The following is a 22,144-nucleotide window of genomic DNA, read 5'->3' on the forward strand; positions in this document are numbered from 1 at the left end:
CCTGGTTTGCGGACCCCATCAGGGCCAGCAGTCCCTCCCGACTGCAACAGTAGGCCGGACAGACGACTGCAACCGACCGAACGTCAAAACATCAATTTGTACTTGCAACGCGGGAGCCATCCACAGAAGACGGACCGCTCCTGGGACCCCAAATTTGGCGTCTGAGCGCCCGCAAAGGGGCGGGCGCAGAAGTGCCTCTACGTGCCGGCCGCGAGCGTGGCCGCCAGTCACCAAATTCGCCGTTCCATGTATGATCCGGTCAAAATGAGCCTACGGTCCGCTTTCCCCTCTGGAGCACGTTCGCCTGCGGCGCCCGGCGGATTCGAAGATCGATCACGACACCAACGGCATTTTGTAGTAACGATAAGCGATTGACTGCTAATCAAATCGTAACTACAAAATGCTATGATCATCGTATGGGATGAGCCGAAGCGGCAAGCGAACCTCGTCAAGCACGGGATCGACTTTGCCGATGTGGGCGAAGGGTTCTTCCTCTCCGCCCTGGTCATGCCTGCGAAGGATGGACGCTTTGCCGCCATCGGTGAGATGAACGGTAAGATCACGGTGATTTTCGCTGTGCTGGGCACCGAAGGCGTCTCGATCATCTCGGCCCGCCCGGCCAGCATTACGGAACGGAGGCTCTTGCCATGACCTACCCGAAAAACGCCGCTCTCGGTTACACCAAGGCCGATATGGATGCGGTCAGCAATAATCCTGAATGGACTGCTGAGGATTTCGCCAGGGCCAAGCCTTTCGCTGAGGCCTTCCCGGATCTCGCAAAGTCGATTCGTGCACGCGGTCCGCAGAAAGCCCCGAAAAAGGTTAGTACCACACTGCGCCTTTCGCCCGAGGTGATCGAGCATTTCAAATCCGGCGGCCCGGGTTGGCAGTCACGGATCGATGCAGCACTCAAGGATTGGGTGGCTGCACACTGAGGCCGACAGCGCCCATCCGCCCGGAAGGGCGAAGACAAGCTGCCGGACCGCTCCTGGAGAGCTGAGCACGACCGCTCACGTCGGTATAGGGTCGCTGTCAGGCGAAGAGCTTTGGGAAAAGCGTATCCTGGGTGTCACTCGAGAAACGAAGTGATACCGGCCCCTTCGGGGTATCGGACGCCAGCAGTCCAGCGTCGGTGAGTTCCTTTAGGACGCGTCGCGCGCTGCGCTCGGGCAGACCCGTAAGGCGCGGAGCTGCACCCCGCTCGAATTCTCCTCGAATAAGGGCTTCCTGGAGTAACCAGTTACTCTCCGGAGACAAGCCATCTGTGATCAACACATGGCGCTCAAGCCGCTTCGATAGGGTGTCGAGTTCGAAGACGCCCGACATGTAGCTGATTTGATCGAGACAGACTTTGAGAAACCACTCAGCAAATCCCACCAGATGCGCTTCGGAAAGGTTTCCCCGGCCATCGCGATCTCCCTGACGCGGTGCATCGGCCGAGGCCATGTACTTGCGATATTCTGTCCGGCCAGCATCTCCGGGCTCCAGCCCGCGTGCAAGCCCTCGAGATACCGACCATAGCCCGTGCGCGCCGATCCCTGCCTTGAGCGCCATGGCGTGGCTCATCAACCGACTAATCCGGCCATTGCCATCGGGAAAGGGGTGAATCCAATTGAACCGGTGGTGTGCTGTTGCCAGTGCCAGTATGCGCTTTGCTTTCCCGGCTCCCACTGCGGTCAAGCGCATTCCATCCTTGGGTTCAAAGGCAAACCGCGAGAAGAAATAGCTCATGAAATCGGCCACTCTGGCCGACGATGGCGGAGTGTGGCGGCCGATCTGGACATCGTGCTCGGCCCTTGATCGCCATTCGCCCGGCGTCATGACAAAGCTTCGCTCCCCACCGCGCACGGTGAGCATGTCGATCGAGGCATCCGCGTAGAAATCGCGGTGCAGTTGCAGGATAAAATTTGGGTCGGCAGGATCGGGAAGTTCGCCATGAATGGCAGCGCGATCGATGGCTTCCTGTACGCGGTAATGCGCGGCAGCTTCGGCCATGAGATCTCGTTGATCGTCATCGCGTTCGCCGGCCAACGCGCGCTCGATATCCCGTGGACGGGTGCGGTGCCCCTCGATGAGGTTACTGTAGTAGGTGTTCATCACTCGCACGAGGCTGGCTAGATGGAGTGCGGTCTGCGGATGAAGTGCTCGCCCGAGACCTTCGGCCCTGGCTGCTATTTCGGCGACGAGATCCGGCAAATCACCGGCCGGTGCATCGATCCGTGCAGGCTCGATCTGTGTGGGGGATTCGACGTTCACTGCCACAGTTTTGGCCGATCCTTCTAGCCGGTTCTCTTATGCTCACATTAGCCCAAGAATAGCCGTTTTTCCAGCCTTTATGCTTTACTTTCAGCACTGCCTGATGGGCTATGGAGTGGCAATTTGGCCGGTCATTTGGCCGATCTTCTTGCCAAAGTTCGCCCTCCGTCGCGGCACCCCGTTCCGACAGGCCTACGCTTCGGTTGCACTTGACGCCCATTTCGCAACAGTAGGCAGCCGTGCCGATATCGTCCGAAGCGCCATGGCCCCCAATCCGCATGATGCCACCAACAAGCCGCTGGAGCGAGGTCCCAGCGATCTTTCCGACCACGGCTTGGACATCATTCCGGGTCAGCCGACCCAGGGCATCAAGGTGAAGACGCGGGATTTTCGTTAAATGGCGGCAGGAGCTGCTGCAATCGAGCCGCCATTCCCCTCCATCGGCGACACGCAGCACGGGATAAGGATCATCGCCAAGCAGTATGCCGATGAGCTCGCGCCGCGTGCCGCGTGGCATGTCATTTGCGCCTTGCGGGCTTGCACGCGGATCGGGCCTCGGCCCCGTTCTGGTCCTGATTTTCGAACACCCAGTTGAGATAGGCGGCGATGCGGATACCTTGCGGTTCGAACGCGGTGGGATGACCGGCAAAATGTTGCTCAGGAGCAGGTTCTCGCGGAAGCGGTCGCCATCATAGCCTTTGTCGGCAAGCAAGGCGCCCCACATGCCGAGCGCGGCATTTTTCGGGAAGTTTCTGCTCCTGTGATGCATTCGCACCTCCTGGGCTCGAAGTCGCTAGACGGGCGTCCGACACATTTTCGACGAGGGGGGAATTCCATCATGCCCAGCACCCGATTGACCAGGCTCAAGCGCCTGCGTCTCAAACTCGACATCGACCGGCCCGCCGCGCATGCGGGTGAAAGCAGGGTGTCTCACACCTCCCGCGTCGCCCAGCCGACCGCCAGCGCGCCCGACAGCCAGGCGCGCCCATCAAGGCTGAGCCTCCGCCGTGCCGCAATGGCGCGCGGTGGCTCGCGTCGCTGACCGCCCTCCGTCCCGCAGGCTTGATGCCATGGGCACGCACGCGCCGATGCTCCGCCTCTCCCGTCCGCCAGGGAACAGCCACAAGCCCCCGCCTCCGCGCATTCGCCAGGCCCCGGCGCGGGTAGCGGAAAAATCCGCGGCGTCCACGCGCATTCATCGCATTGTCCACGATCTGTTGGGGATTTTGTCATAGGCCGCGCCACGATGATGTGCGAATCGCTCATGCCGCGCCTTTTCCGGACCATCCTCCCTCTCCTGTGCATGATCGCATGCATGGTGATGATGGCACTTGGATGGTCCTCCCCCGCCGCCGCGGAAATGCTGCGGATCGGCCATCCTTTATGCCATGCCGTGAGCCAGGCGGTGGCGCAGGGCGATCGCGCGCCTTCCCCCTTCGCCTGTCGCGGCGCGCCTCTAGGATATCAGAAGGGAACACTCTGGCTTCGCGCGACGCTGCCCGCTCGCGCAGGGGAGCCCGACGACCTGTCGCTGATCGTCCACAGCTCGCGTTTCGATCGTCTCGGCGTCGCATTCACCTATGCCGATGGCGCGGTGGAGCGCCAGCATGTGCGCAGCGGTGATTTCGGGCCCCATTGGCGGGCCGGCGGACAGCTTGCCTTTCGCGCGCCGCGCCGCGACGCCGCGCTCACGGCCGTGACCCTGCGGTTCGACAAGGTGGCGAGTGCGCGCCTGCTGCGCATCAGGCTCGTCGGCGAGGCGCAGAAAGCACCCAGACGGCCGCGCTTCATCATCACGCCCGGCCAGACTGGCGACGTTACTCAAGCGCCGGCCCTGCTGCACGGGCAGGAAGGCGGCGTCGTGCTCGCCGACAAAGCTTATGACAGCAATGCTTTACGGACAATCATCGCGAAAATGGGCCCGAAGCGGTCATACCTTCAAACCGCTGCCGTAAGGTCGCCATCCCGCATGACACGCTGATCTACAAACACCGCAATCGTATCGAACGATGCTTCGGCAGGCTCAAACACTTCCGCCGCTTCGCAACACGCTACGATCGCCGCACCATCCACTTCGCCGGCTTCACAAACCGCGACGCCGCCACGATCTGGTTACTCTGAATGTCGATCCGCGCCAGGATTGTCAGCGGGCAGGCGGATTGAAGTGCGGCAAGTGCCCTGAATGTTCTGCGCATAATCGACCCTAACCCCAAAATTGTGAAACCAAGAAATGCATCACAAATAGCTGGCAAAGAGCAATGCACCGTCCAGCGGATCGCCCAACTTAGGGCTCAACCGCCCCACCGTTCGCGCCCGCAGCCAAGGCTGCATGCGATCGGCCAATCCGCCGACCAGCGTGCAGCGGCTAGCTCCGCGTTCAAAAATTGTCTCGATGAACCGTTCGATATGCTGGACCGCATCCTCGACGATCGAACGAGCAATGGCATCATCCGCTTCAGCGTAGTCCATCACCAGAGGCGCAAAACTGCCGTAGTCCTTAGGCGTAGCCTTATCCATCCAGCCGATCGCCTTCGTTGTGTCATGATCGAACCGCTCTGTTACCGCTCGGCTCAGAGGAGTGGCCTGTGATCGCCCGTCCAATGCGCGCAGAGCATGGCGCATTGCGCTCAAGCCCAGTGCAGCGCCGCTGCCCTCATCTGATATAGGGAAACCATAGCCACCGATGGTAAAGTCCCGGCCACCTGCGCGCACCTGCGCGATACTCCCCGTTCCTAAAATAAGGATTGCCCCATCTGCGCCGCCATGCGCCCCTAAGTTGGCGATGAAGGCGTCCGTCCCATAATTGACTGAGGCAAAGGGAAAGGCGAACCTCTCCAGCGCGTCGCGCACACCCGGTCGAGAAATGCCGGCAATGCCCATGCCCGCACGGATCGTTTCTACCTGCATCGAAGAAAGTCCCGCTTCAGCGATCGCTTGATTGGATACCGCGCACAATGTCGTATAGAGCGCTTCCAGGCCGATCCGAGCATTGGCCGTTCCGCCCTGTCCTGTGCCGATCACATTGCCTTCACTGTCGATCAGCCGCGCACGGCAATTACTGCCACCCGCATCGATGCCCAAAAAATAGCTCATGATGGAACTTCCTTTTGCTGTTCGCCCCAATGGCGCGCCCGCACTGTCTGGCCGATGCCGGGATTGCACTGGTTGCGCGGGTCGATCTGGCGATAGAAATCCGCAAGATCGGGCTTTGCCTTGTAGAGATGGCCAACATTATGTTCGGCTGGATATTCCGCACCGCGCTCATCGAGCAGCGCCCAGATGCGATGCTCGAAAGCCAGCAGGTCTACGCCTTTACGAACGATATAATCCTGATGGAACACATGGCACATAAAATGGCCATAATAGAGGCTATGGATGCTCTGCGCCGCCAGATCCGGCGGCAATTTCTCCTGCCATTCCGGTATATTGCGCGGCAAAGCTACGTCCAGTGGCACGATATCCTCGACTTCGCGAGCATGCACTGCGCGATAACGCACCGCCGCCCCCGCCGCGACGAAGCGATGCAGGAACGCCTTGGCCGCCAGCGCTGGGCTACACTCAAAATACCCCCCCTCGCCGGCGGCAAATAGATCGGTGAGTAAAGCGCGGGTATCCGCAACCGCCGCCAACGGCATCTTGAGCAGCAGATGATGCTCGAACCTATTGCGCCAGGCGCGCATCTCAGGCGGCAGATGATCGGGCAGCATCCGGCCGATACGCTGCATTATCCGGTCGCTAAACCCCGCCCCGACAAGGGGAAGCGCATCAACCCGTGATTTCAATGCAAACAACCGGGGCAGCCGGTCCGTCCCCAGCCGCTCGATCGCGATGAACATGTCCTTGCCATAACGATCGGCAATGTCGAACGCGTCGCGGTGCATATATTCGCCCGCCACCGGCAGAAAGCTGAATTCACCCAATATGGTGCGCCGTATCGCCGTCAACTGTGCGGGATCATTGGTCCCGATATAGAAGGTGGTGGCGCCTTCTTCCTTCACGAAACTGTCCAGCCGCACGGCAAAGACGATGATCTTGCCGGCGCTGCCCGCCGCTTCATACAGGCATCGACTGTCGGCATTGAATCGAGCGGGCGTCGCGCTGTCGATATCGCGCACATGGCCGGCATAACCACAGTCATGCGCCCATCGATCCGCCGCCGCATCGACATCGTCGGGCCGGAAGTCGCCACTCTCCAGCCGCCGCAGCATCTCTTCGGGATCATCGCCCAGCGCCACGCCCAGATGATTGACCAGCCGCAACGCCCCGTCCGCGCCGATCTGGCCATAGAGACTGAGCTGCGTATAGGCAGGCCCGCGCTGCACCAGCGATCCGCCCGAATTATTGCACACGCCTCCCACCACCGACGCGCCGAAGCAGGAGGAGCCGATCACCGAATGCGGCTCTCGCCCCAGCGGCGCCAGCGCCTTTTCCAGCGCATAAAGCGTCGTACCGGGCAGGCAGACGACTTGCGCACCATTGCGGATAAGATGCAGCCCGTTGATCCGCGTTGTGCTGATGATCACGCAGCCGCCGGGATAACCATCGCCATTGGGCGTCGATCCGCCGGTCAGCCCGGTATTGGACGCCTGCATAATGATCGACACATCTGCCGCCACACAGGCCTGCGCCACTCGCCACTGCTCGACCAGACTGCCCGGCCGCACTACTGCCAGCGCAGCGCCCGATCCGGTACGATAGCCATGGCGATAGCGCGCGGTCGCCTGTGAGCCAGTCAGCACATGGCGCGCGCCCACGATCGCGCGCAGCCGGGGCAGCAGGCCCCTCATTCGCTGCTCTCCTCCATCTCCCCATTGATCCAGGTCCGCCGCACCTGCCGGTCGCAGTCCATATGAACAAGATCCGCGCACAGCCCAGGCGCTATCGCGCCTTTGCGATCCTCCAGCCGCAAAAAGCGCGCCGGATTGCCGCTCGCCATGCGCGACGCTTCAACCATGGAACAGCCCATCATGTCTATCGCGTTGCGAAACGCCTGCGCCATATTGAGCGCCGATCCCGCCAGCGTTCCGTCCGGCCCGCGGCATATGCCATCCACGACATGGATAGACTGTCCCATCAGGGTGAAGCTACGCTGCGCACCTCCCACCGGCGGCATCGCGTCCGTCACCAACATCGCACCCTCTAGTCCGCGCGCAGCAATTGCCACACGCAGGGTCGCTGGATGCACATGTACTCCATCGACGATCAGGCCGAAATGGCTGCTCCGATCCAGCAATGCGGCCGCCACCATGCCCGGCTCCCTGCTTCCCATCTGCGTCATCGCGTTGAACAGATGGGTGAAGCCGTTCAAGCCTTCGCTTAGCGCCGCGACCGTCTGGTCATAATCAGCCAGGCTATGCCCCGCCGCGACCAGAACCCCCGCATCACGCAACGCCCGGATAGCCCCCGACGGTGCCAGTTCCGGCGCCAGCGTCACGATCCGCCGCCCGATCGTCGGCCGCGTCAGCCGCTCCAGCACCTTGGGATCGATGGCGGTGAATTTGGCGGCGTCATGAATGCCTTTCTTCACCGGGTTGAGGTGCGGCCCCTCGATATGCAGGCCCAGGACGCCGGGCACGCCCTGCACGAGCGCAGCTTCTCCTGCCGCGATTACCGCATCGACCACATCCGCATCATCGCTGATCAACGTCGGCAACAGACCCGTCGTCCCGAACCGCCGATGCGCGCTCGCAATCGCGCGGATGCCCTCCACATCAGGCTGATCATTCAACAGTATGTTGCCGCCGCCATTGACCTGCGTGTCGATAAAGCCGGGTAGCAGCCATCCGCCCTCCAGCGCTACCGTATCATATCCTGCTGGCACCGCGTCCCGCGCCACGATGCCAAGGATATGCCCGCCTTCAAGCAGCAGCGCGCCATCATCGGCAATCCCATCCGGCTGCACGATCGCTGCACCGACAAGCGCATGCCCGTTCATAGCGTCCGCGTCACCTTAGCCAGATGCGGCGGCGCGTCGGGATTATACCCGCGCGCCAGCGACAGCGCATTGGCGAGGCCATAGAAGCTCTGTATTTGCGCGATCGCATTCAGCACCGGATGCACATCCCATTGCCCCGGCAACGCCAGCGTCGCCGCCGCCACATCATCAGGATGGCCCACCGCAATCACCTGCGCCCCACGCGCCCGGAAATCCTCCAGCCGTTCGCGCAGCCCGGCCCGCGCCGCATCGATCGGTCCCAGCGCCAACACCGGATCACCCTCGCCGATCAACGTCATGGGCCCATGCGCCACCTCCGCAATGCTGAACGCCTCGGCATGCAGGCTCGACGTTTCCTTGAACTTCAGCGCCGCTTCCCCCGCGATCGGCAGGGTCAGGCCGCGCCCCAGCACCAGCATATTGCCTGGCTCTTTCAGCAACGGCACAGCCCCGGTCCAGTCGGCCGCAACCGCCGCCTCCAGCACATCGCCGACAGACGCCAAAGCCGCCAGCAACGCCTTGTCCTCGCTCCATTCCGCCGCCAGGTGCGCCAACGCGACCAACGTACCGATGAAGCTCTTGGTCGCCGCCACGCTGGTTTCCGGGCCAGCATGGATGGGAATGCAGATATCCGCCAACTCCGCCAGCGGCGACGCATCATCATTGACGATGGTGACCACCAGCGCGCCCTGCCGCTGCGCATCCACCGCTGCGGCGATCAGGTCCGGGCTGCGCCCCGACTGCGAAATGGCAATCAGCGGCACGCCTTTGAAGCGCGGCGACGTCGCCTTGTACAACGAGCCAATCGATGGCGCATGACTCAATGTCGGCAAGCCCGCCCGCGTTTCCAGCAGCACCTTGGCAAAGGCCGCCGCCTGATCCGAACTGCCCCGCGCCAGCGTTGCGGCAAAGGGCGGCGCCAGCACGCGCAGCCGCTGCCCAACCTCCCGCATCAGACCGGCATTGCGCGCAATCTGCGCCGCACAGCGTTCCGGCGCTTCAGCCGCCTCACGCGCCATCAGCGTGGTACGGCTCTTATCCTGTATCGCGATCATGCCGAAACAATACCAAATGAACGAAAAAAGGCAATTGGATTTATTTTGGTTGCATCGAAATGCGACAAGGACAATACCACATGCCAGAAGCGCCGCTTGCACACATACTGCCTGCCGCGCATGAAGTTGAACCGATTAAAGCCGGGCGTCAACGACCGGCCACGGAGTGTCCATGAGTACCGAAACCATCGATCCGCGCTATGTCGACATCGACCAATGGCCGACCATTCGCGCGGTCGAAGCGATGCTGGAAGGGCAGATGGCCGCCATCGCGGCCATCGGATCGCAGGCGAAGGCCATTGCACTGGCCTCCGAAGCCGCCGCCGCGCGCCTCGGCACGCAGGGGCGACTGGTCTATGTCGGCGCCGGCACCTCCGGCCGCATCGCGGTACAGGATGGCGTCGAACTTTATCCCACTTATAACTGGCCGCAAGAACGCCTCTTATTCCTAATGGCGGGTGGCCTAGCAGCGCTCACCGAAGCGGCCGAAGGGGCGGAGGATGATGCGGACGCAGCCCGCGCCGAAATCGCCGATGCCGCCGTCGGCCCGCAGGATGTGGTGATCGGTGTCGCCGCCAGCGGACGCACCCCCTACACGCTCGCCGCCATCGCTGCCGCTCGAGAGGCTGGCGCGCTGACCATTGCCGTCGCCAACAATTGCGATACCGCTCTGCCCGCCGCCGCCGACCACGGGCTAGTCGCGGAAACCGGCACCGAAATCGTCGCCGGCTCCACCCGGATGAAGGCGGGCACCGCGCAAAAGGCGACGCTCAACATCCTGTCCACCGCAATCATGCTGCGCATGGGCCTCGTCTATCGCGGCCGTATGGTCAACATGCGCATTTCCAACGAAAAGCTGCGCTTGCGTGGAGAGGCCATGGTGCGCGACATTGCCGATGTGGACATGGCCGCCGCATCGCGCGCACTCGATGCAGCGGGACAGGACATCAAGCAGGCGGTGCTTGTTGCCATGGGGGTAGCAACGCACGAAGCGCACCGTCTTCTTGAAATCCACGGCCAGAATCTGCCGGACGCGATGCGCGCCGCGCAAGGGGGGGAATAGGGGGACATGCGGGAAAAACTGGTCGCACGGGGGGAAGACGGGACGCCGCTCTACCTGCAACTGGCGCGCAATCTGCGCGATCATATCGAAAGCGGCGGGATCATACCGGGCAACGCCCTGCCGTCCGAACGCGACCTCAGCGAAATGGCCGGCATTTCGCGCGTCACCGTGCGCAAAGCGATCGAACAGCTGATCGAGGAAGGCGTGCTGTTCCGCAAGCAGGGTTCCGGCACCTTCGTCGCCCGCCGGATCGAAACGCCCGCCTCCGTCCTGTCCAGTTTCACCCATGATGCCCTGTCACGCGGCGAAGATCCCGGCGTCATCTGGATGATGAAAAGCTATGCCCAGCCGACCGAGGAAGAGGCCGCCGCGCTTTCTATTTCCCCGTCCGCCCGCGTCGCCCGCCTTGGCCGCGTGCGCCTATCGGGCGGCGAGCCGCTGGCGATCGAACATGCCATCGTTCCGGCCGATTGCCTGCCCGACCTCACGACCATCGGCGACTCCCTCTATGAGGCGATGGGCCGGGCCGGTTTCCGTCCTACCTCCGGCACGCAGCGCGTCCGAGCCTCGCTCGCCACGCCGACCGAAGCCGGCCTGCTCTGTGTCCGCCAGAATAGCGAAGTGCTGCGTATCGAACGCATCACCCGCATCCCCGGTGGCCGGGCGGTCGAATTCACCCGCTCCGTCTATCGCGGCGACCGCTATGACTTTGTGACTGAACTCAAGGAAATCGGCTGAATGACAGCATCGATCGCCGCCGATCTGACCGAAGGCCCCACGCCAGAGCGCCCGCCGCTCCGCACGCTGGGCCTCTATCTCCTCCTCGGTTTTTCCGCCGGCCTGCCCTTCTACATGTTCAATGCGGTGCTGACGCTGCGGCTCGCGCGGCATGGCATCGACATCGTCATCATCGGCTTCTTTGCGTGGATCGCGCTGCTGCCGACCTTCAAATTCGTCTGGGCGCCTTTGCTGGATCGCTACAGCGTACCCGGCTTCTCCCATTTCTGGGGCAGGCGGCGCGGCTGGATCATGCTGTCGCAACTCGGCATCTTCTTCTCCATGGTCGCCATGGCCTTCACCTCCAGCGACCAGAGCCTGCCGCTTACAGCGCTCTTCGCGATCCTGCTCGCCTTCTGGACGACCACGTTGGAAGTCGCGGCCGATGGCTGGCGCATCGAACTGGCGCCCACACAGGCGCAGCAGGGGCCGATCGTCGCCGCAAACCTGTGGGGCTATCGCAGCGCCATGGTCGCGGCGGGCAGCGGCGCGGTGCTTGTCGCCGCCTGGGCCGACTGGACCTGGGCCTATCTCGCCATCGCCATCGCCGCCTTCCTCCCCTTCCCCATTCTCGCCGCCATGCGCCCGGAACAGGAAAAGACGAAAGGCCGCACCGGCGCTCTAATCAGCGGCACCCTCGTTAGCCTCGTCATCCTCGCCGTCACCGGCGCGGCCACCGCGCTGATCGGCTGGGTACTGCTCTCTGCCGTGCAGAGCGCGGGCTTCTCCGCCCAAACCAATGTTACGCCGATCGTGCTGGCAGTCGCGCTGCTGCCCTTCGTCGCGCTCGCCATCGCCCTGCCGCGCATCCGCCGCCTGCCGGCCGATGCGCCGGCGAAAATGCCCGGCTTCATCGCCCCCTATGTCGAGATTTTCTGGCGCTATGGCTATGCCGTGCTGCCGGTGCTGGCCTTCGTCTCCTTCTACCGTATGGGCGACGTGCTGACACTCACCCTCTCGCATCCGCTGTGGAATGCGGCGGGCTACAGCCTGGAACAGATCAGCATGGCTGACGGCGTCGTCGCCCTCACCTGTTCCATGGCCGGCGTGGCGCTGGGCGGCCTGTGCGCCGCGCGCCTGCCGATGACGGTCGCGCTTATCATCGGCGCCTGCGCCTCGGCCATCGGCAACTGGGTGTTCGTCTGGCTCTGGTATGCCGAACCGTCCGCCTTCGTCCTGTATGTCGCGGCGGGCGTGGACCAGTTCGGCCATGGCCTGGAAGGCGCCGTCTTTGTCGTCTATCTCTCCATGCTGGTCAGCCCGCGCTATCCCGGCACCCAATATGCCTTCCTGTCGGGCTTCGCCTTCCTGCTGCCCCGCCTGATCGGCGGCGCGGCCGGCGCGATCCAGAAGCAGATCGGCTATGACGGCTTTTTCATCCTGTCGGGCGCGCTCAGCTTCGCCGCCATCTTCTTCCTGCCGATCGTCATGCGCGTTCGGGCCAGAACCGTTTAGGACCAATAATGATAGATGAAATCTGCGAAGCCGCCTTCGCCCCGGCGGTCGAAGCGGTCGCCAGTGGCCGCATCCCCGGCGCGACCCTTGGCATCGTCAGTGCCGACGGCAAAAGCGCAGTGCGCCTGGTCGGTTCAGCCGCCATCTTGCCCGAACGCGAAGCCCTGACCCGCCACCACTGGTTCGACCTCGCCTCCGTATCGAAGGTGATCGCCACCACCACCATGATCTTGCAACTGGCGGAGCAGGGCCGACTCGATCTCGACCGTCCTCTGACCGACGCCATTCCCGACCTGCGCCAATATGACGTCGCCAATGCAGCGGAACGCAAGCTGACCTTCCGTGATTGCCTCGCCCACCGCAGCTTCCTGCCCGCGGTTGAGCCGATCTACACCTATGGCGATGATCCCGCGCGGCTGCGCGCCTTCGTCCTCCAGCGCGAATGGCACCATGGCCCGCCAGTCTATTCCGACATCAATTTCATAATGCTCGGCATCGCGATCGAACGCATCACCGGTGCGCCGCTCAGCGACTGGCCGCTGGGCGATGGCCTGTCCTACGGCCCGCCCCCTGGCCCCGCCGTCGCGACCGAGGCATGCAGCTGGCGCGGACGGGTGCTCAAGGGCGAAGTGCATGACGAAAATGCCGCCGCACTGGGCGGCGCGCCGGGCCATGCCGGCCTGTTCGGCACGGTCGACGGCGTGCTGGGCTTTGCCAGAACGATGCTCGACGGCTCGATCCTATCCCCCGCGATGCTGGCCCAGACCCGCACCGCGCAACTGGGCCACCGCACTTGCGGCTGGGAACGCGCCTTTGCCAGCTGGTCAGGCGGCGACGCCTGTTCGACCGCAACGATCGGCCACACCGGCTTCACCGGCACGGGTCTATGGATCGATTTCGAGCGCGGCCTCGCCTGGACCCTGCTCACCAACCGCGTTCATCCCACCCGCCATGCCGACAGCGGCATCTTCACCCTGCGCCCTGCGGTGGGCGACGCGCTGATCGCGGCGTGGGATGCCGCTTAGGGGAGCTGCCCCTGCGCCAACCCTTCCTCGACCGGCGTATAGGCGCTGACCGCGCCACGCCCGGCCGGAACATCCGTCGCGAAATAGAGCACGCCTGTACCGCGCTTCGGATCGATCCACAGTCCGGACTTCAGGCCATAGGCATCGCCGGCATGGCCGATACGCTGGCGGCCATCGCCGAACGGATCGTCGGCACAGCCGTTGGCGGACGTCGCAAGGAAAGCAATCGCCAGACCATAGCGGCAGGTGAAACCGGTGTTCGTGTCACCCATATCGGCTTCCCCGGTCACGCCATTGGCGGCATCGACGCCGCCATAGGTCCATAGCGGCGTCATCAGTTGCGTCATGCTCTGCGCGCTCAGCAGGCGCCGGCCATCGACCACGCCACGCCCCAGAAACAGGCGGCCCACCGTCGCCAGTCCGCGCGCCGAAATCCGTAGACCGCCCTGCGGAGAGAAGATCGCGCCATTGCGCCCTGCAACCCAGGTCGACAGATCGCAACTGCCATCGCGGGCCGGCGTCACGGTGCAGTCTGGCTTCGCGCCCTTATTATCGTCCCGCACCGGCTGCCCGTCCTGATAGAGCACCACCGCCTGCGCAGCGCGGGCATCCGAACAAGTCGACCAGTTATAGCAGGCGTCCAGTTTCAGCGGCTTTAGCACCAGCCGATCCATCAATCGGTCGAACCGCTCCCCGGTCGCCCGCTCCATGACGGCAGCGACGACCGGAAAGTTGAGATTGGTATAGGCATACCAGTCGCCGGGCCCGTGGTGCGCATCCCATGCTTCCGCCTTGGCCAGGGTGGCGCGCATGTCCGCATTCAGCGGTAGTGCATAGCCGGCGCTGTCGACCAGCCCGGACCGGTGCGACAACAGCAGTCGCAGCGTGATCGGCCGATCGGGAAAGCCGGGGTGGCGCAGCCTGTAGCCCAGCCAGTCGGACACGTCCTGGTCCAGGTGCAGCTTGCCCGCCTCCACCAGCCGCATGACACCGATGGCAACAACCAGTTTGGAAATGGACGCAACCCGCACCGGATCATCAATGGTCAGCGCCCGCCCCGTCGCCTTGTCGGCTGGGCCGCTGACCTTGCTATCGGTCACGCCCGTGCGATCGAAGCTCACCCGAACCATCGCGACAGGCGGATGCACCGCAGGGACTGCAACAACGGGAGCGGAGGCGAGAGCTAGGACAAGAGACAGCATGCGCAAAAGGCTAGTCCGATCCCCGCCAGCACCGCAAGTCCGCCCCATTGCCGCAGGTTATGGCTTGCGCCGTGCACGCCCTATTCCCCTGCCCTGCCTGCTCTCTATGATCCACCTCATGCGTATCATCCTCCCCCTGCTCGCCCTCACCCTGCCACTGACCAGCCTTTCCGCCCAAAATGCGCCGCCGCCGCTCCTCAGCGCGGTCGAACAGCAGCTGGCGCAGGGGCCTGCCGGCACTCGCTACGGCCTGATGGTCGCCACGCTGGATGGCGAGCCGATCCTCGCCATCGCCCCGGACCAGCGCTTCATCCCAGCCTCCAATACCAAGATGTTCACCACCGCCACCGCCTATGCCGATCTGCCCGCGCTCGACGCCGCGGCACGGGGCACCGGCGTCCGCCTCGATCGGGGCGACGTCATTCTGGTCGGCCATGGCGACGCGCGCCTGTCCAGCGCGAACGGCTGCACGATCAACTGCCTCCAGACGCTGGCCGACGCGGTCGCCGCGAAGACACACCATGTGCGCAACATCGTGGGCGACGATAGTTGGTTTCCCGACGAACGCTGGGGACCGGGGATGAGCTGGAACAATATCCAGTCACGCTATGGCACCGGCATTTCCGCGCTGACGCTGGACGATAATGAGGTGACGGCGTCGGTCGCGCCCGCCGCGATCGGCGCATCGCCAGCCGTCACCGCGCCGGCCTATTACGGCATCGACAACCGTATCATCACCGTCCCCGGCAAAAGCGAAGCGATCACGGCCGACCGCGCGCCCAACAGCCGCCTCATCCGCCTGACCGGCACGATCGGCGTGGAAGCGAGACCCGCCTCGCTCCATTTCAGCATCGACGATCCGGCCCATTATGCCGCCTGGCGGCTGCGCGAGGCGCTCCTCGCACGCGGCGTGAGGGTCGATGGCGATATCCTCACCCGCCACCGCCCGCTTGCCCCCGCCGATGATCCTGCCATCCGCAAGGACGCGCCTGCCGCCCAACCGCCCTCGTCCGATATGCTTGCGCAACTCCCTGCTCTGCCGTTGGCGCAGGACATGCGCATCATCAACAAACAGAGCCAGAATCTCCACGCCGACCTGATGCTGCGCCGCGTGTCCCGCGCGCAGGCGAGCGGCTCGATCGCCGATGGGCAAGTCGCGCTTCACCGACTGATGGCGCAAGCCGGTCTGCCTGAAAGCAGCTACAGCTTCGCCGACGGATCGGGCATGTCATCCTATAACCGGATCACCCCGCGCGCCGCTGTCACCCTGCTCACATGGATCGCCCGCCAGCCCTGGGGCATGGCCTGGCGCGAGACGCTGCCGATCGCGGGACATGACGGCACGCTGCGCGGCCGCTTCAAGGGCACGCTGCTGGAAGGCAAGCTGTTCGCCAAGACCGGATCGCTCAACGCCGCGCGCGCCGTATCGGGCTATTTCATCACGAAAAGCGGCCGCACTTTGGTCTTCTCCGCCCTCGCCAACGACATGCCCGATGGCACTGACGGACAGGCCACCGCCGCCGTCGACCGCGCGCTGGTCGACATAGCGGCGGCGCTATAAGCCTTATGCTGGAATGATCTCCACCCGGTCCGCCGCATGCTGCTCCACTGCAGCGCGGCTGAACCACAGCGGCTGCATCTCGCCCGCCAGCCAGCGCGGGTAGAAATTGCGATAACGCGGCGATCGCGGGTCGGCCGACTGGCCGGGCAGCAGCAGGAAGCGGCTATTGTCCCATGCGCCGACATCCGCGACCAGCAGATAGCTGGCACCATGCGACACCTGATAGCCGCGCTTTGCATTGAAACCGCGCGCCATCGGCGTGAAGCCGTCGCCGCCTGACCGCCCACCCTCGATCTTCGGGAAAGCCGCTGCGACCCCCGGCAGCGACGACAGCGGATGGGCCAGCGTCACCCGATGCAGATCACCCCAGCGCCATTGCGCGGGATCGGCACCGCCCAGTTCCGCCGCCTTATTCCACCCGGCGATCAGCGATCGTTCGATCAGCGCATCGCGTGCCAGATCCGGCACCGGCCCCAGCCGCGTGTCGGGCGCGGCCAGTATCCGCAGCATTTCGAACAGATTGACCGACGGAATATATTCCCGCGCCGCCGCCGGCACCACCAGATCGCGGAAGCCCGATTGCAGTTCGGGCATCACCATCTCATAGAGCAGGGCCGCGCCGCTATCCGCCTCCAGCCCGCAATCCCAGCGCTTCAGCAAGGCCGCCGCCGGCTGCGCTTCGGGCAACAGCTTGTCCGGCAGCAATTTCACTAGCGCCCGCGCCGGCAGCGACTGGACATCATGCTGCAGCGCGATGCTGTCCTCGATCCGATGCTTTGGGTGGCTGCGCAGCACTTCGGCAATGCGGTCATAGCGGAAAGGATCGCTCCAGTCGAAGCTGATGACCTTCTTGCCATAGGGATAATCGGCCGGGATATTAAGCTGATTGGCCGACGCGAACCAGCCTTCCTTCGGGTTATGGACAGACGGCATTTCCTCCACCGGCAAGATCCCGGTCCAGTCGAAATCACCGTCGCCCGGCGCCGGGAATAGCCCGTCATGCTTCGGGCGCATCGGCGTGAAGCCGATCGTCTGCCAGCCGGTATTGCCGTCTACATCGGCATAATGGAAATTGGTCGGCGAGGTATGGATCCTGAACGCCCGCCGCAGCGTCGGCCAGTCCTTGGCCAGGTTGATCGCGATGATGGCAAAGCGCATGTTCGCGCCCGGCAACATGCTGACCGTGGCAAAGGCACTGGCCCGCTGCTTTTTGGCATCCTGCGCCACGATCGGCCGGCCCTGCGCATAGCGCAGCGTCACCCGCTGCATCGGCCCATCCTTGACCGCGATCTCATCCTCGAACGTCTCGAACCGTTTCCACTGCCCCTTGTGCCAGTAACGCTCGGGATCATCCTTGTCGGTGCGCAGGATGAACAGGTCGGTCTGGTCGATATGGAAATTGGTGCGGCCAAAGGCGAAACGCTCGGTATGCCCCTGCATGATCCCCGGCAGGCCCGGCGCGCCTGCGCCGATCACGTCCAGCCCCGGCGCGGTCAGGTGGATCATATGGCGCGGGCTGTTACCACCAATGCCCAGATGCGGGTCATTCGCCAATATTGGCCGCCCGGTCGCACTGCGCGACGCGGCGATCGTCCAGGCGTTGCTGCCCTGCGCAAAGCGATCGGCGCGGCGTTCCGCCCGGTCGAGCGAGGCTTCCTGGATCGTGTCGAACGGCACTGGCCGGTTTGCCGGGTCCAGCACACCCAGATCCGCCTCGCTTACTGCCGAGCAGTCGAGCCCTTCCGGCACAGTGAATTGCCAGGCCGGGCGCAGCGGCGCCATCAGCGCGTCATGCGCCAGCAGCCCCTTGGCCTGCATCTGCGCGCGCCGCACCTCATCATCGGCGTCGCCCATGCCGATGCCCCGGTTCCGCACCAGATCGCGCACGTCCCAGCGCAACGGCGTCAGGTTCAATATGCCATATTCCAGCGGCATTTGCGCCGGGTTGGCCTCGAGTTCAGAAATCCGTGCATTGACGCCCGCGACATAGCCCTGCGCACATTCGAGCACGCCGGGCGGCAAGGTCGCCAGTTCCGCATCGATGTCACCGCGATACAGGAACAGCCGCGCCGCCTTGTCCGCCGCGACGAAGCGCGGCCCGAACGCTTCAGCCATCCGCCCCATGTCGCGCCGATAATCCATGTCGATCTGGAACAAGCGGTCGCGCGCCACCAGATAGCCCTGGCCGAAATAGGCATCGTGCAGCGACTGTGCCCGCACATGCGGCACGCCCATTTCATCCTCGACAATCTCGATCGGCGCCTTGGCACCCGCTATCTTGACCCGCAGCGGCTTTCCGCCCCGCACCATCGGTTTCGCCATCAACCCGCCCGGCAGGGCGAATGCCGCCACACCGGCCAGAAGGAACGCACGACGCTGGATCAACACATTCTCCTTGTCTTGGAAATTGGGGCAACGATCATCGACACCGAACCCGGTCCGCCCATGGCAGGCCGGCAGGTGCCTAAACGTTGCAAGCTATCCCGGCTGGCGGCGAGAAATCCACCCCGCCATTCCCTTCGGCTATACCTGTATAAGATCAAAGTAATACCAAATCTATTGACCAGCCGTGACCACCCTGTAACCTCCCCGTCATGAAGCCGGTTTTTGCGCCCATTAGCGGAGCCTTGCCGGGTTCGTGATGACGGTATGGTGGGAACCGGCAAATCGACAAGACAGCCTGCCTGCGGTCATGTGATGTTATGGGTTGGATAGGGCCAAACCGGCGCAATAACGCCGCGCACGCATGAATGCGAGCAGCCCCGTCCTGTGAAAAGGGGGTTTTTATCTATGCGTGATTTCAGGCGAATTCGTCGGTCCTTCGGCCGTCGCCATGGCCTTGGCCTGGCCATGACCGCAATAGCATTGGTGCATGCAGCCCCCGCTCTAGCGCAGGAGGCGGCCACGCCCCAGAGCGGCATGGAAACGGCACCGACCAATCAGATCGTCGTCACCGGCACCCGCATCGTACGCGACGGCTTCAAATCGCCCACCCCCCTGACCGTGATGACACAGGAGGCGATCCAGAACCAGTCGCCGACCAACAATATCGCGGACCTGATCAACCAGATGCCGGCGCTGGCCGGCAGCACCCGTCCGTCCAACTCGCGCCTTGCCATTAGTTCGGGCCTGGCGGGCATCAATACGATGAACCTGCGCAACCTTGGCGAAGTGCGTACGCTGGTGTTGCTCGACGGTCGCCGTTCGGTGGGATCCACCATTACCGGCCTGGTTGACATCAACACTTTCCCGCAGGCGCTGGTGAAGAGCGTGGAAATCGTGACCGGCGGCGCATCGGCCGCTTATGGTTCGGACGCCGTCGCGGGCGTGGTCAACTATGTGCTCGACAAGACATATGAAGGCTTCAAGGTCAATGCCGACACCGGCATCACCGACAAGGGCGACGGTTTCAACTACAGCTTCAACGCCGCAATCGGCAAAAGCTTTGCCGACGGGCGCGGCCATATCCTGCTGTCGGGCGAATATGCGCACAAGGACGGCATTTTCCAGGTCGATCGCGACTGGAACCAGCTGGGCTATCGCACCGTCGCCAACACCGCAGCCGCCATTGCAGCCGGCGGCCCGGCCAGCCTGGTCGTGAGCGGCGCTGGCACCTGGAACACCACACCGGGCGGCATCATCCGTTCGCAGGTCGGCGGCACGACCAGTCTGCGCGGCATCTATTTCGGCCAGGGCGGTGCGGCCAAGCAATATCAGTTCGGATCGCTCAGCGACAGCTCGCAGACGGTTGGCGGTGACTGGGAAGTGAACGACACGTCGCGCAATATCGGCCTGGACGCGCAGGACGACCGGCGCGGCGTATTTGGCCGCCTGAGCTATCAGCTGACCGACTGGCTGGAAGTCTATGGCGAGGCGTCCTACAATTGGAACAAGACGCTGTTCAACGCTGGACCTCAGGCCGCGACGATGACGCTGACCGGCGACAACGCCTATCTGATCAATGCGCTGGGCAGTGCGGCGCTGGCCGGGGTAACTTCCGTCACGCTCGGTACTTCGGCATCCGACCTGCCCTATCGCAAGAATAACAGCACACGCGAAGTGCAGCGCTACACCATCGGTGCGGGCGGCGAATTCCAGATGTTCGGCAACAAGGCCGTGTGGGACGCCTATGGCCAATATGGCCGCACCGACACGCATGAACTGCTGCGTGACATCATGAACACGTCGCGCATGGCGCTGGCGACCGACGCGGTATTTGCGCCGGCCGGCAATGCGCTGGGCGTAGCAGCTGGCACCATCGTCTGCCGTTCGTCATTGACCAGCCCGTCCAATGGCTGCGTGCCGCTCAATCGCCTGGGCACCGGCGTCGCCAGCCAGGCGGCGATCGACTATGTGCTGGGCGATCCCTATCGCGATCAGACCTTCAAGCAGACGGTCGCGGGCATCAACCTGTCGACCACGCCCTTCGCCACTTGGGCAGGCGATGTCAGCGTTGCGATCGGCGGTGAATATCGCAAAGAAGAAGTGTCGGGTTACGTGCCCACCGAATATCAGAGCGGCTGGTCAGTCGGCAATTTCCGTCCCACTTTCGGCAGCTACAATGTCAAGGAGGCCTATCTGGAAACCGTCGTCCCGCTCGGCCTCGGCGCGGAATTCAACGGAGCAGCACGCCTGACCGACTATTCGACATCGGGCACTGTCACCACCTGGAAGGCGGGCCTGACCTGGCAGCCGATTCCCGACATCCTGCTGCGCGGCACTCGTTCGCGCGACATCCGCGCACCCAACCTTAACGAACTGTTCCAGTCGGGCACATCGCGTACCAACACATTTGGCACCAACGCATCGGCCTATGGCCAATATGCCGGTGCCACCTTCCGCGAACTGACCACCGGCAATCTGGCGCTCAAGCCCGAAAAGGCCGATACGCTGACGCTGGGCGGCGTGTTGCAACCACGCTTTGCACCGGGCCTGTCGATCTCGGTCGACTGGTTCCGTACCAAGGTGAAGGATGCGATCGCGCAATTCTATGCCGACGACATCGCCCAGCGCTGCAATGAAGGCATTCAGAGCTTCTGCGCCGCGATCGTCGCCGATCCGCTGGGCGAGCGCGACTATTATGTGACCGCCAGCCCGTTCAACTTCGCCCAGGTCAAGGTGCGCGGGATCGACTATGCCGTGAACTATAACCTGCCGATGGATCGCCTGTTCAACAATGGGAGTGCCAGCAGCCTGACCCTGAACGGTACTGCTACCAACTATCTGGAAAATCTGGTCGACAACGGCATTTCGGTACCTGTCGATACGGTGGGTCAGAATAGCGGCCAGTCCAGCACCCCGAAATGGATCTTCCGCATGTCGGCCACGTTCGACACGCCGACCTATTCGATCACCGCGGTCGGCCGTGGCGTGAGTTCGGGTACCTACAACAACACCTATATCGTCTGCACCACGGGTTGCCCGACCAGCACGGCAGCTAATCCGACGATCAACAACAACCATGTCGACGGCACCTTCTACACCGACCTCAACCTGACGACGAAGATCAAGGTCGGCGGATATGATGGCCAGCTGTTCTTCAACATCACCAACCTGTTCGACAAGGATCCGATCCTGCTGCCGGAAACCGGCCTGTCGGCCAATTCGACTTACAGCGATTTGCTGGGCCGCGCCTTCCGCGTCGGCGTGCGGTTCAAAACCAACTGAGCATTTTCGAAGCAGATGCCATCATCTGCGGACTCGGAAAGTGCGGAAAAACAAAGAACATCTTAAGGAGGAACAGGGTGGCGGATCAACGATCCGCCACCCTTTTTCTTGCGCAGGTCCCCAGCCTACCGCGCGGGCCATATTGCTC

General features: G+C 63.4%; 17 protein-coding genes and 1 pseudogene. 10 read left to right on the forward strand and 8 right to left on the reverse strand.

Features of this window, described 5'->3' with window-relative positions:
* Positions 1–405 precede the first annotated feature (405 nt).
* Together BRX37_RS22870 and BRX37_RS22875 are read left to right on the forward strand one after the other, a co-directional pair.
* Positions 406–651, forward strand: coding sequence for a BrnT family toxin (locus tag BRX37_RS22870; RefSeq protein ID WP_017502885.1), 246 nt, complete (start codon positions 406–408; stop codon positions 649–651).
* Positions 648–935: a BrnA antitoxin family protein gene (locus BRX37_RS22875; protein ID WP_017502886.1), complete on the forward strand. Its 288-nt coding sequence runs from the start codon at positions 648–650 to the stop codon at positions 933–935. The genes BRX37_RS22870 and BRX37_RS22875 overlap by 4 nt, the downstream gene beginning before the upstream one ends.
* A gap of 97 nt (positions 936–1,032) precedes the next feature.
* On the opposite strand, the gene BRX37_RS22880 is transcribed toward BRX37_RS22875, so the two are convergent.
* Entirely contained in the window at positions 1,033–2,256 is a 1,224-nt protein-coding gene (locus tag BRX37_RS22880) for a Fic family protein (protein ID WP_125989610.1), read from the reverse strand.
* 79 nt (positions 2,257–2,335) lie between these two features.
* Here BRX37_RS22880 and BRX37_RS22885 point away from each other — a divergent pair, with 79 nt between their 5' ends.
* Positions 2,336–2,653, forward strand: coding sequence for a hypothetical protein (locus BRX37_RS22885; RefSeq protein WP_080727349.1), 318 nt, complete (start codon positions 2,336–2,338; stop codon positions 2,651–2,653).
* 219 nt (positions 2,654–2,872) lie between these two features.
* Here BRX37_RS22885 and BRX37_RS27685 read toward each other — a convergent pair.
* Positions 2,873–2,965, reverse strand: a pseudogene (locus BRX37_RS27685) (IS5 family transposase); the annotation flags it as partial.
* 555 nt (positions 2,966–3,520) lie between these two features.
* Between BRX37_RS27685 and BRX37_RS22900 the strand changes: the two are divergent.
* Positions 3,521–4,237, forward strand: a complete 717-nt coding sequence (locus tag BRX37_RS22900; protein WP_318276883.1) for a hypothetical protein — start codon at positions 3,521–3,523, stop codon at positions 4,235–4,237.
* A gap of 254 nt (positions 4,238–4,491) precedes the next feature.
* Here BRX37_RS22900 and BRX37_RS22910 read toward each other — a convergent pair whose 3' ends face one another.
* Genes BRX37_RS22910 through BRX37_RS22925 form a run of 4 tightly spaced genes read right to left on the reverse strand, consistent with a single transcriptional unit; the run spans position 4,492 to position 9,246 of the window.
* The gene (locus BRX37_RS22910) at positions 4,492–5,349 is read right to left on the reverse strand and encodes a glucosamine kinase nucleotide-binding domain-containing protein (RefSeq protein ID WP_017502894.1); all 858 of its coding nucleotides are present in this window, start codon (positions 5,347–5,349) and stop codon (positions 4,492–4,494) included.
* Positions 5,346–7,043, reverse strand: coding sequence for a D-lactate dehydrogenase (gene dld, locus BRX37_RS22915; RefSeq protein ID WP_125989596.1), 1,698 nt, complete (start codon positions 7,041–7,043; stop codon positions 5,346–5,348). The genes BRX37_RS22910 and dld overlap by 4 nt, the downstream gene beginning before the upstream one ends.
* Positions 7,040–8,191: an N-acetylglucosamine-6-phosphate deacetylase gene (nagA, locus tag BRX37_RS22920; RefSeq protein ID WP_063976951.1), complete on the reverse strand. Its 1,152-nt coding sequence runs from the start codon at positions 8,189–8,191 to the stop codon at positions 7,040–7,042. The genes dld and nagA overlap by 4 nt, the downstream gene beginning before the upstream one ends.
* Entirely contained in the window at positions 8,188–9,246 is a 1,059-nt protein-coding gene (locus BRX37_RS22925) for an SIS domain-containing protein (RefSeq protein ID WP_017502156.1), read from the reverse strand. Before BRX37_RS22925 ends, nagA begins: the two co-directional genes overlap by 4 nt.
* A 172-nt stretch (positions 9,247–9,418) precedes the next feature.
* Between BRX37_RS22925 and BRX37_RS22930 the strand changes: the two genes are divergently transcribed.
* The 4 genes from BRX37_RS22930 to BRX37_RS22945 are packed head-to-tail and all read left to right on the forward strand — an operon-like array spanning position 9,419 to position 13,566.
* Complete coding sequence (locus tag BRX37_RS22930) at positions 9,419–10,309, forward strand: N-acetylmuramic acid 6-phosphate etherase (RefSeq protein WP_017502155.1); 891 nt, start codon at positions 9,419–9,421, stop codon at positions 10,307–10,309.
* 6 nt (positions 10,310–10,315) lie between these two features.
* Entirely contained in the window at positions 10,316–11,047 is a 732-nt protein-coding gene (locus tag BRX37_RS22935) for a GntR family transcriptional regulator (protein WP_017502154.1), read from the forward strand.
* A complete protein-coding gene (locus BRX37_RS22940) occupies positions 11,048–12,541 on the forward strand; it encodes an MFS transporter (protein ID WP_063976950.1) in 1,494 nt (497 codons plus the stop codon).
* 8 nt (positions 12,542–12,549) lie between these two features.
* Positions 12,550–13,566: a serine hydrolase domain-containing protein gene (locus BRX37_RS22945; protein ID WP_017502152.1), complete on the forward strand. Its 1,017-nt coding sequence runs from the start codon at positions 12,550–12,552 to the stop codon at positions 13,564–13,566.
* Here BRX37_RS22945 and BRX37_RS22950 read toward each other — a convergent pair.
* Positions 13,563–14,666, reverse strand: a complete 1,104-nt coding sequence (locus BRX37_RS22950) for a serine hydrolase domain-containing protein (protein WP_234781622.1) — start codon at positions 14,664–14,666, stop codon at positions 13,563–13,565. The two genes, BRX37_RS22945 and BRX37_RS22950, sit on opposite strands and share 4 nt — an antisense overlap.
* Before the next feature lie 220 nt (positions 14,667–14,886).
* On the opposite strand from BRX37_RS22950, the gene dacB reads away from it, so the two are divergent.
* The gene (gene dacB / locus BRX37_RS22955) at positions 14,887–16,329 is read left to right on the forward strand and encodes a D-alanyl-D-alanine carboxypeptidase/D-alanyl-D-alanine endopeptidase (RefSeq protein ID WP_234781621.1); all 1,443 of its coding nucleotides are present in this window, start codon (positions 14,887–14,889) and stop codon (positions 16,327–16,329) included.
* A 3-nt stretch (positions 16,330–16,332) separates the two neighbouring features.
* On the opposite strand, the gene BRX37_RS22960 is transcribed toward dacB, so the two are convergent.
* The gene (locus tag BRX37_RS22960; RefSeq protein ID WP_125989598.1) at positions 16,333–18,714 is read right to left on the reverse strand and encodes a penicillin acylase family protein; all 2,382 of its coding nucleotides are present in this window, start codon (positions 18,712–18,714) and stop codon (positions 16,333–16,335) included.
* A 465-nt stretch (positions 18,715–19,179) separates the two neighbouring features.
* Between BRX37_RS22960 and BRX37_RS22965 the strand changes: the two genes are divergently transcribed.
* Complete coding sequence (locus BRX37_RS22965; RefSeq protein ID WP_235682147.1) at positions 19,180–21,996, forward strand: TonB-dependent receptor plug domain-containing protein; 2,817 nt, start codon at positions 19,180–19,182, stop codon at positions 21,994–21,996.
* Positions 21,997–22,144: the final 148 nt, after the last annotated feature.

The sequence above is a fragment of the Sphingomonas sp. S-NIH.Pt3_0716 genome, from assembly GCF_003950715.1.
Taxonomy (GTDB): Bacteria; Pseudomonadota; Alphaproteobacteria; order Sphingomonadales; family Sphingomonadaceae; genus Sphingobium; species Sphingobium yanoikuyae_A.

Excerpts from the sequence above, each read along its gene's own strand:
- BRX37_RS22875 (WP_017502886.1), top strand. The coding sequence starts at position 648 with ATGACCTACCCGAAAAACGCCGCTCTCGGTTACACCAAGGCCGATATG.
- BRX37_RS22870 (WP_017502885.1), top strand. The coding sequence starts at position 406 with ATGATCATCGTATGGGATGAGCCGAAGCGGCAAGCGAACCTCGTCAAG.
- dacB (WP_234781621.1), top strand. The coding sequence starts at position 14,887 with ATGCGTATCATCCTCCCCCTGCTCGCCCTCACCCTGCCACTGACCAGC.
- BRX37_RS22965 (WP_235682147.1), top strand. The coding sequence starts at position 19,180 with ATGACCGCAATAGCATTGGTGCATGCAGCCCCCGCTCTAGCGCAGGAG.
- BRX37_RS22930 (WP_017502155.1), top strand. The coding sequence starts at position 9,419 with ATGAGTACCGAAACCATCGATCCGCGCTATGTCGACATCGACCAATGG.
- BRX37_RS22900 (WP_318276883.1), top strand. The coding sequence starts at position 3,521 with ATGCCGCGCCTTTTCCGGACCATCCTCCCTCTCCTGTGCATGATCGCA.
- nagA (WP_063976951.1), bottom strand. The coding sequence starts at position 8,191 with ATGAACGGGCATGCGCTTGTCGGTGCAGCGATCGTGCAGCCGGATGGG.
- BRX37_RS22945 (WP_017502152.1), top strand. The coding sequence starts at position 12,550 with ATGATAGATGAAATCTGCGAAGCCGCCTTCGCCCCGGCGGTCGAAGCG.
- BRX37_RS22885 (WP_080727349.1), top strand. The coding sequence starts at position 2,336 with ATGCTTTACTTTCAGCACTGCCTGATGGGCTATGGAGTGGCAATTTGG.
- dld (WP_125989596.1), bottom strand. The coding sequence starts at position 7,043 with ATGAGGGGCCTGCTGCCCCGGCTGCGCGCGATCGTGGGCGCGCGCCAT.
- BRX37_RS22935 (WP_017502154.1), top strand. The coding sequence starts at position 10,316 with ATGCGGGAAAAACTGGTCGCACGGGGGGAAGACGGGACGCCGCTCTAC.
- BRX37_RS22910 (WP_017502894.1), bottom strand. The coding sequence starts at position 5,349 with ATGAGCTATTTTTTGGGCATCGATGCGGGTGGCAGTAATTGCCGTGCG.
- BRX37_RS22925 (WP_017502156.1), bottom strand. The coding sequence starts at position 9,246 with ATGATCGCGATACAGGATAAGAGCCGTACCACGCTGATGGCGCGTGAG.
- BRX37_RS22940 (WP_063976950.1), top strand. The coding sequence starts at position 11,048 with ATGACAGCATCGATCGCCGCCGATCTGACCGAAGGCCCCACGCCAGAG.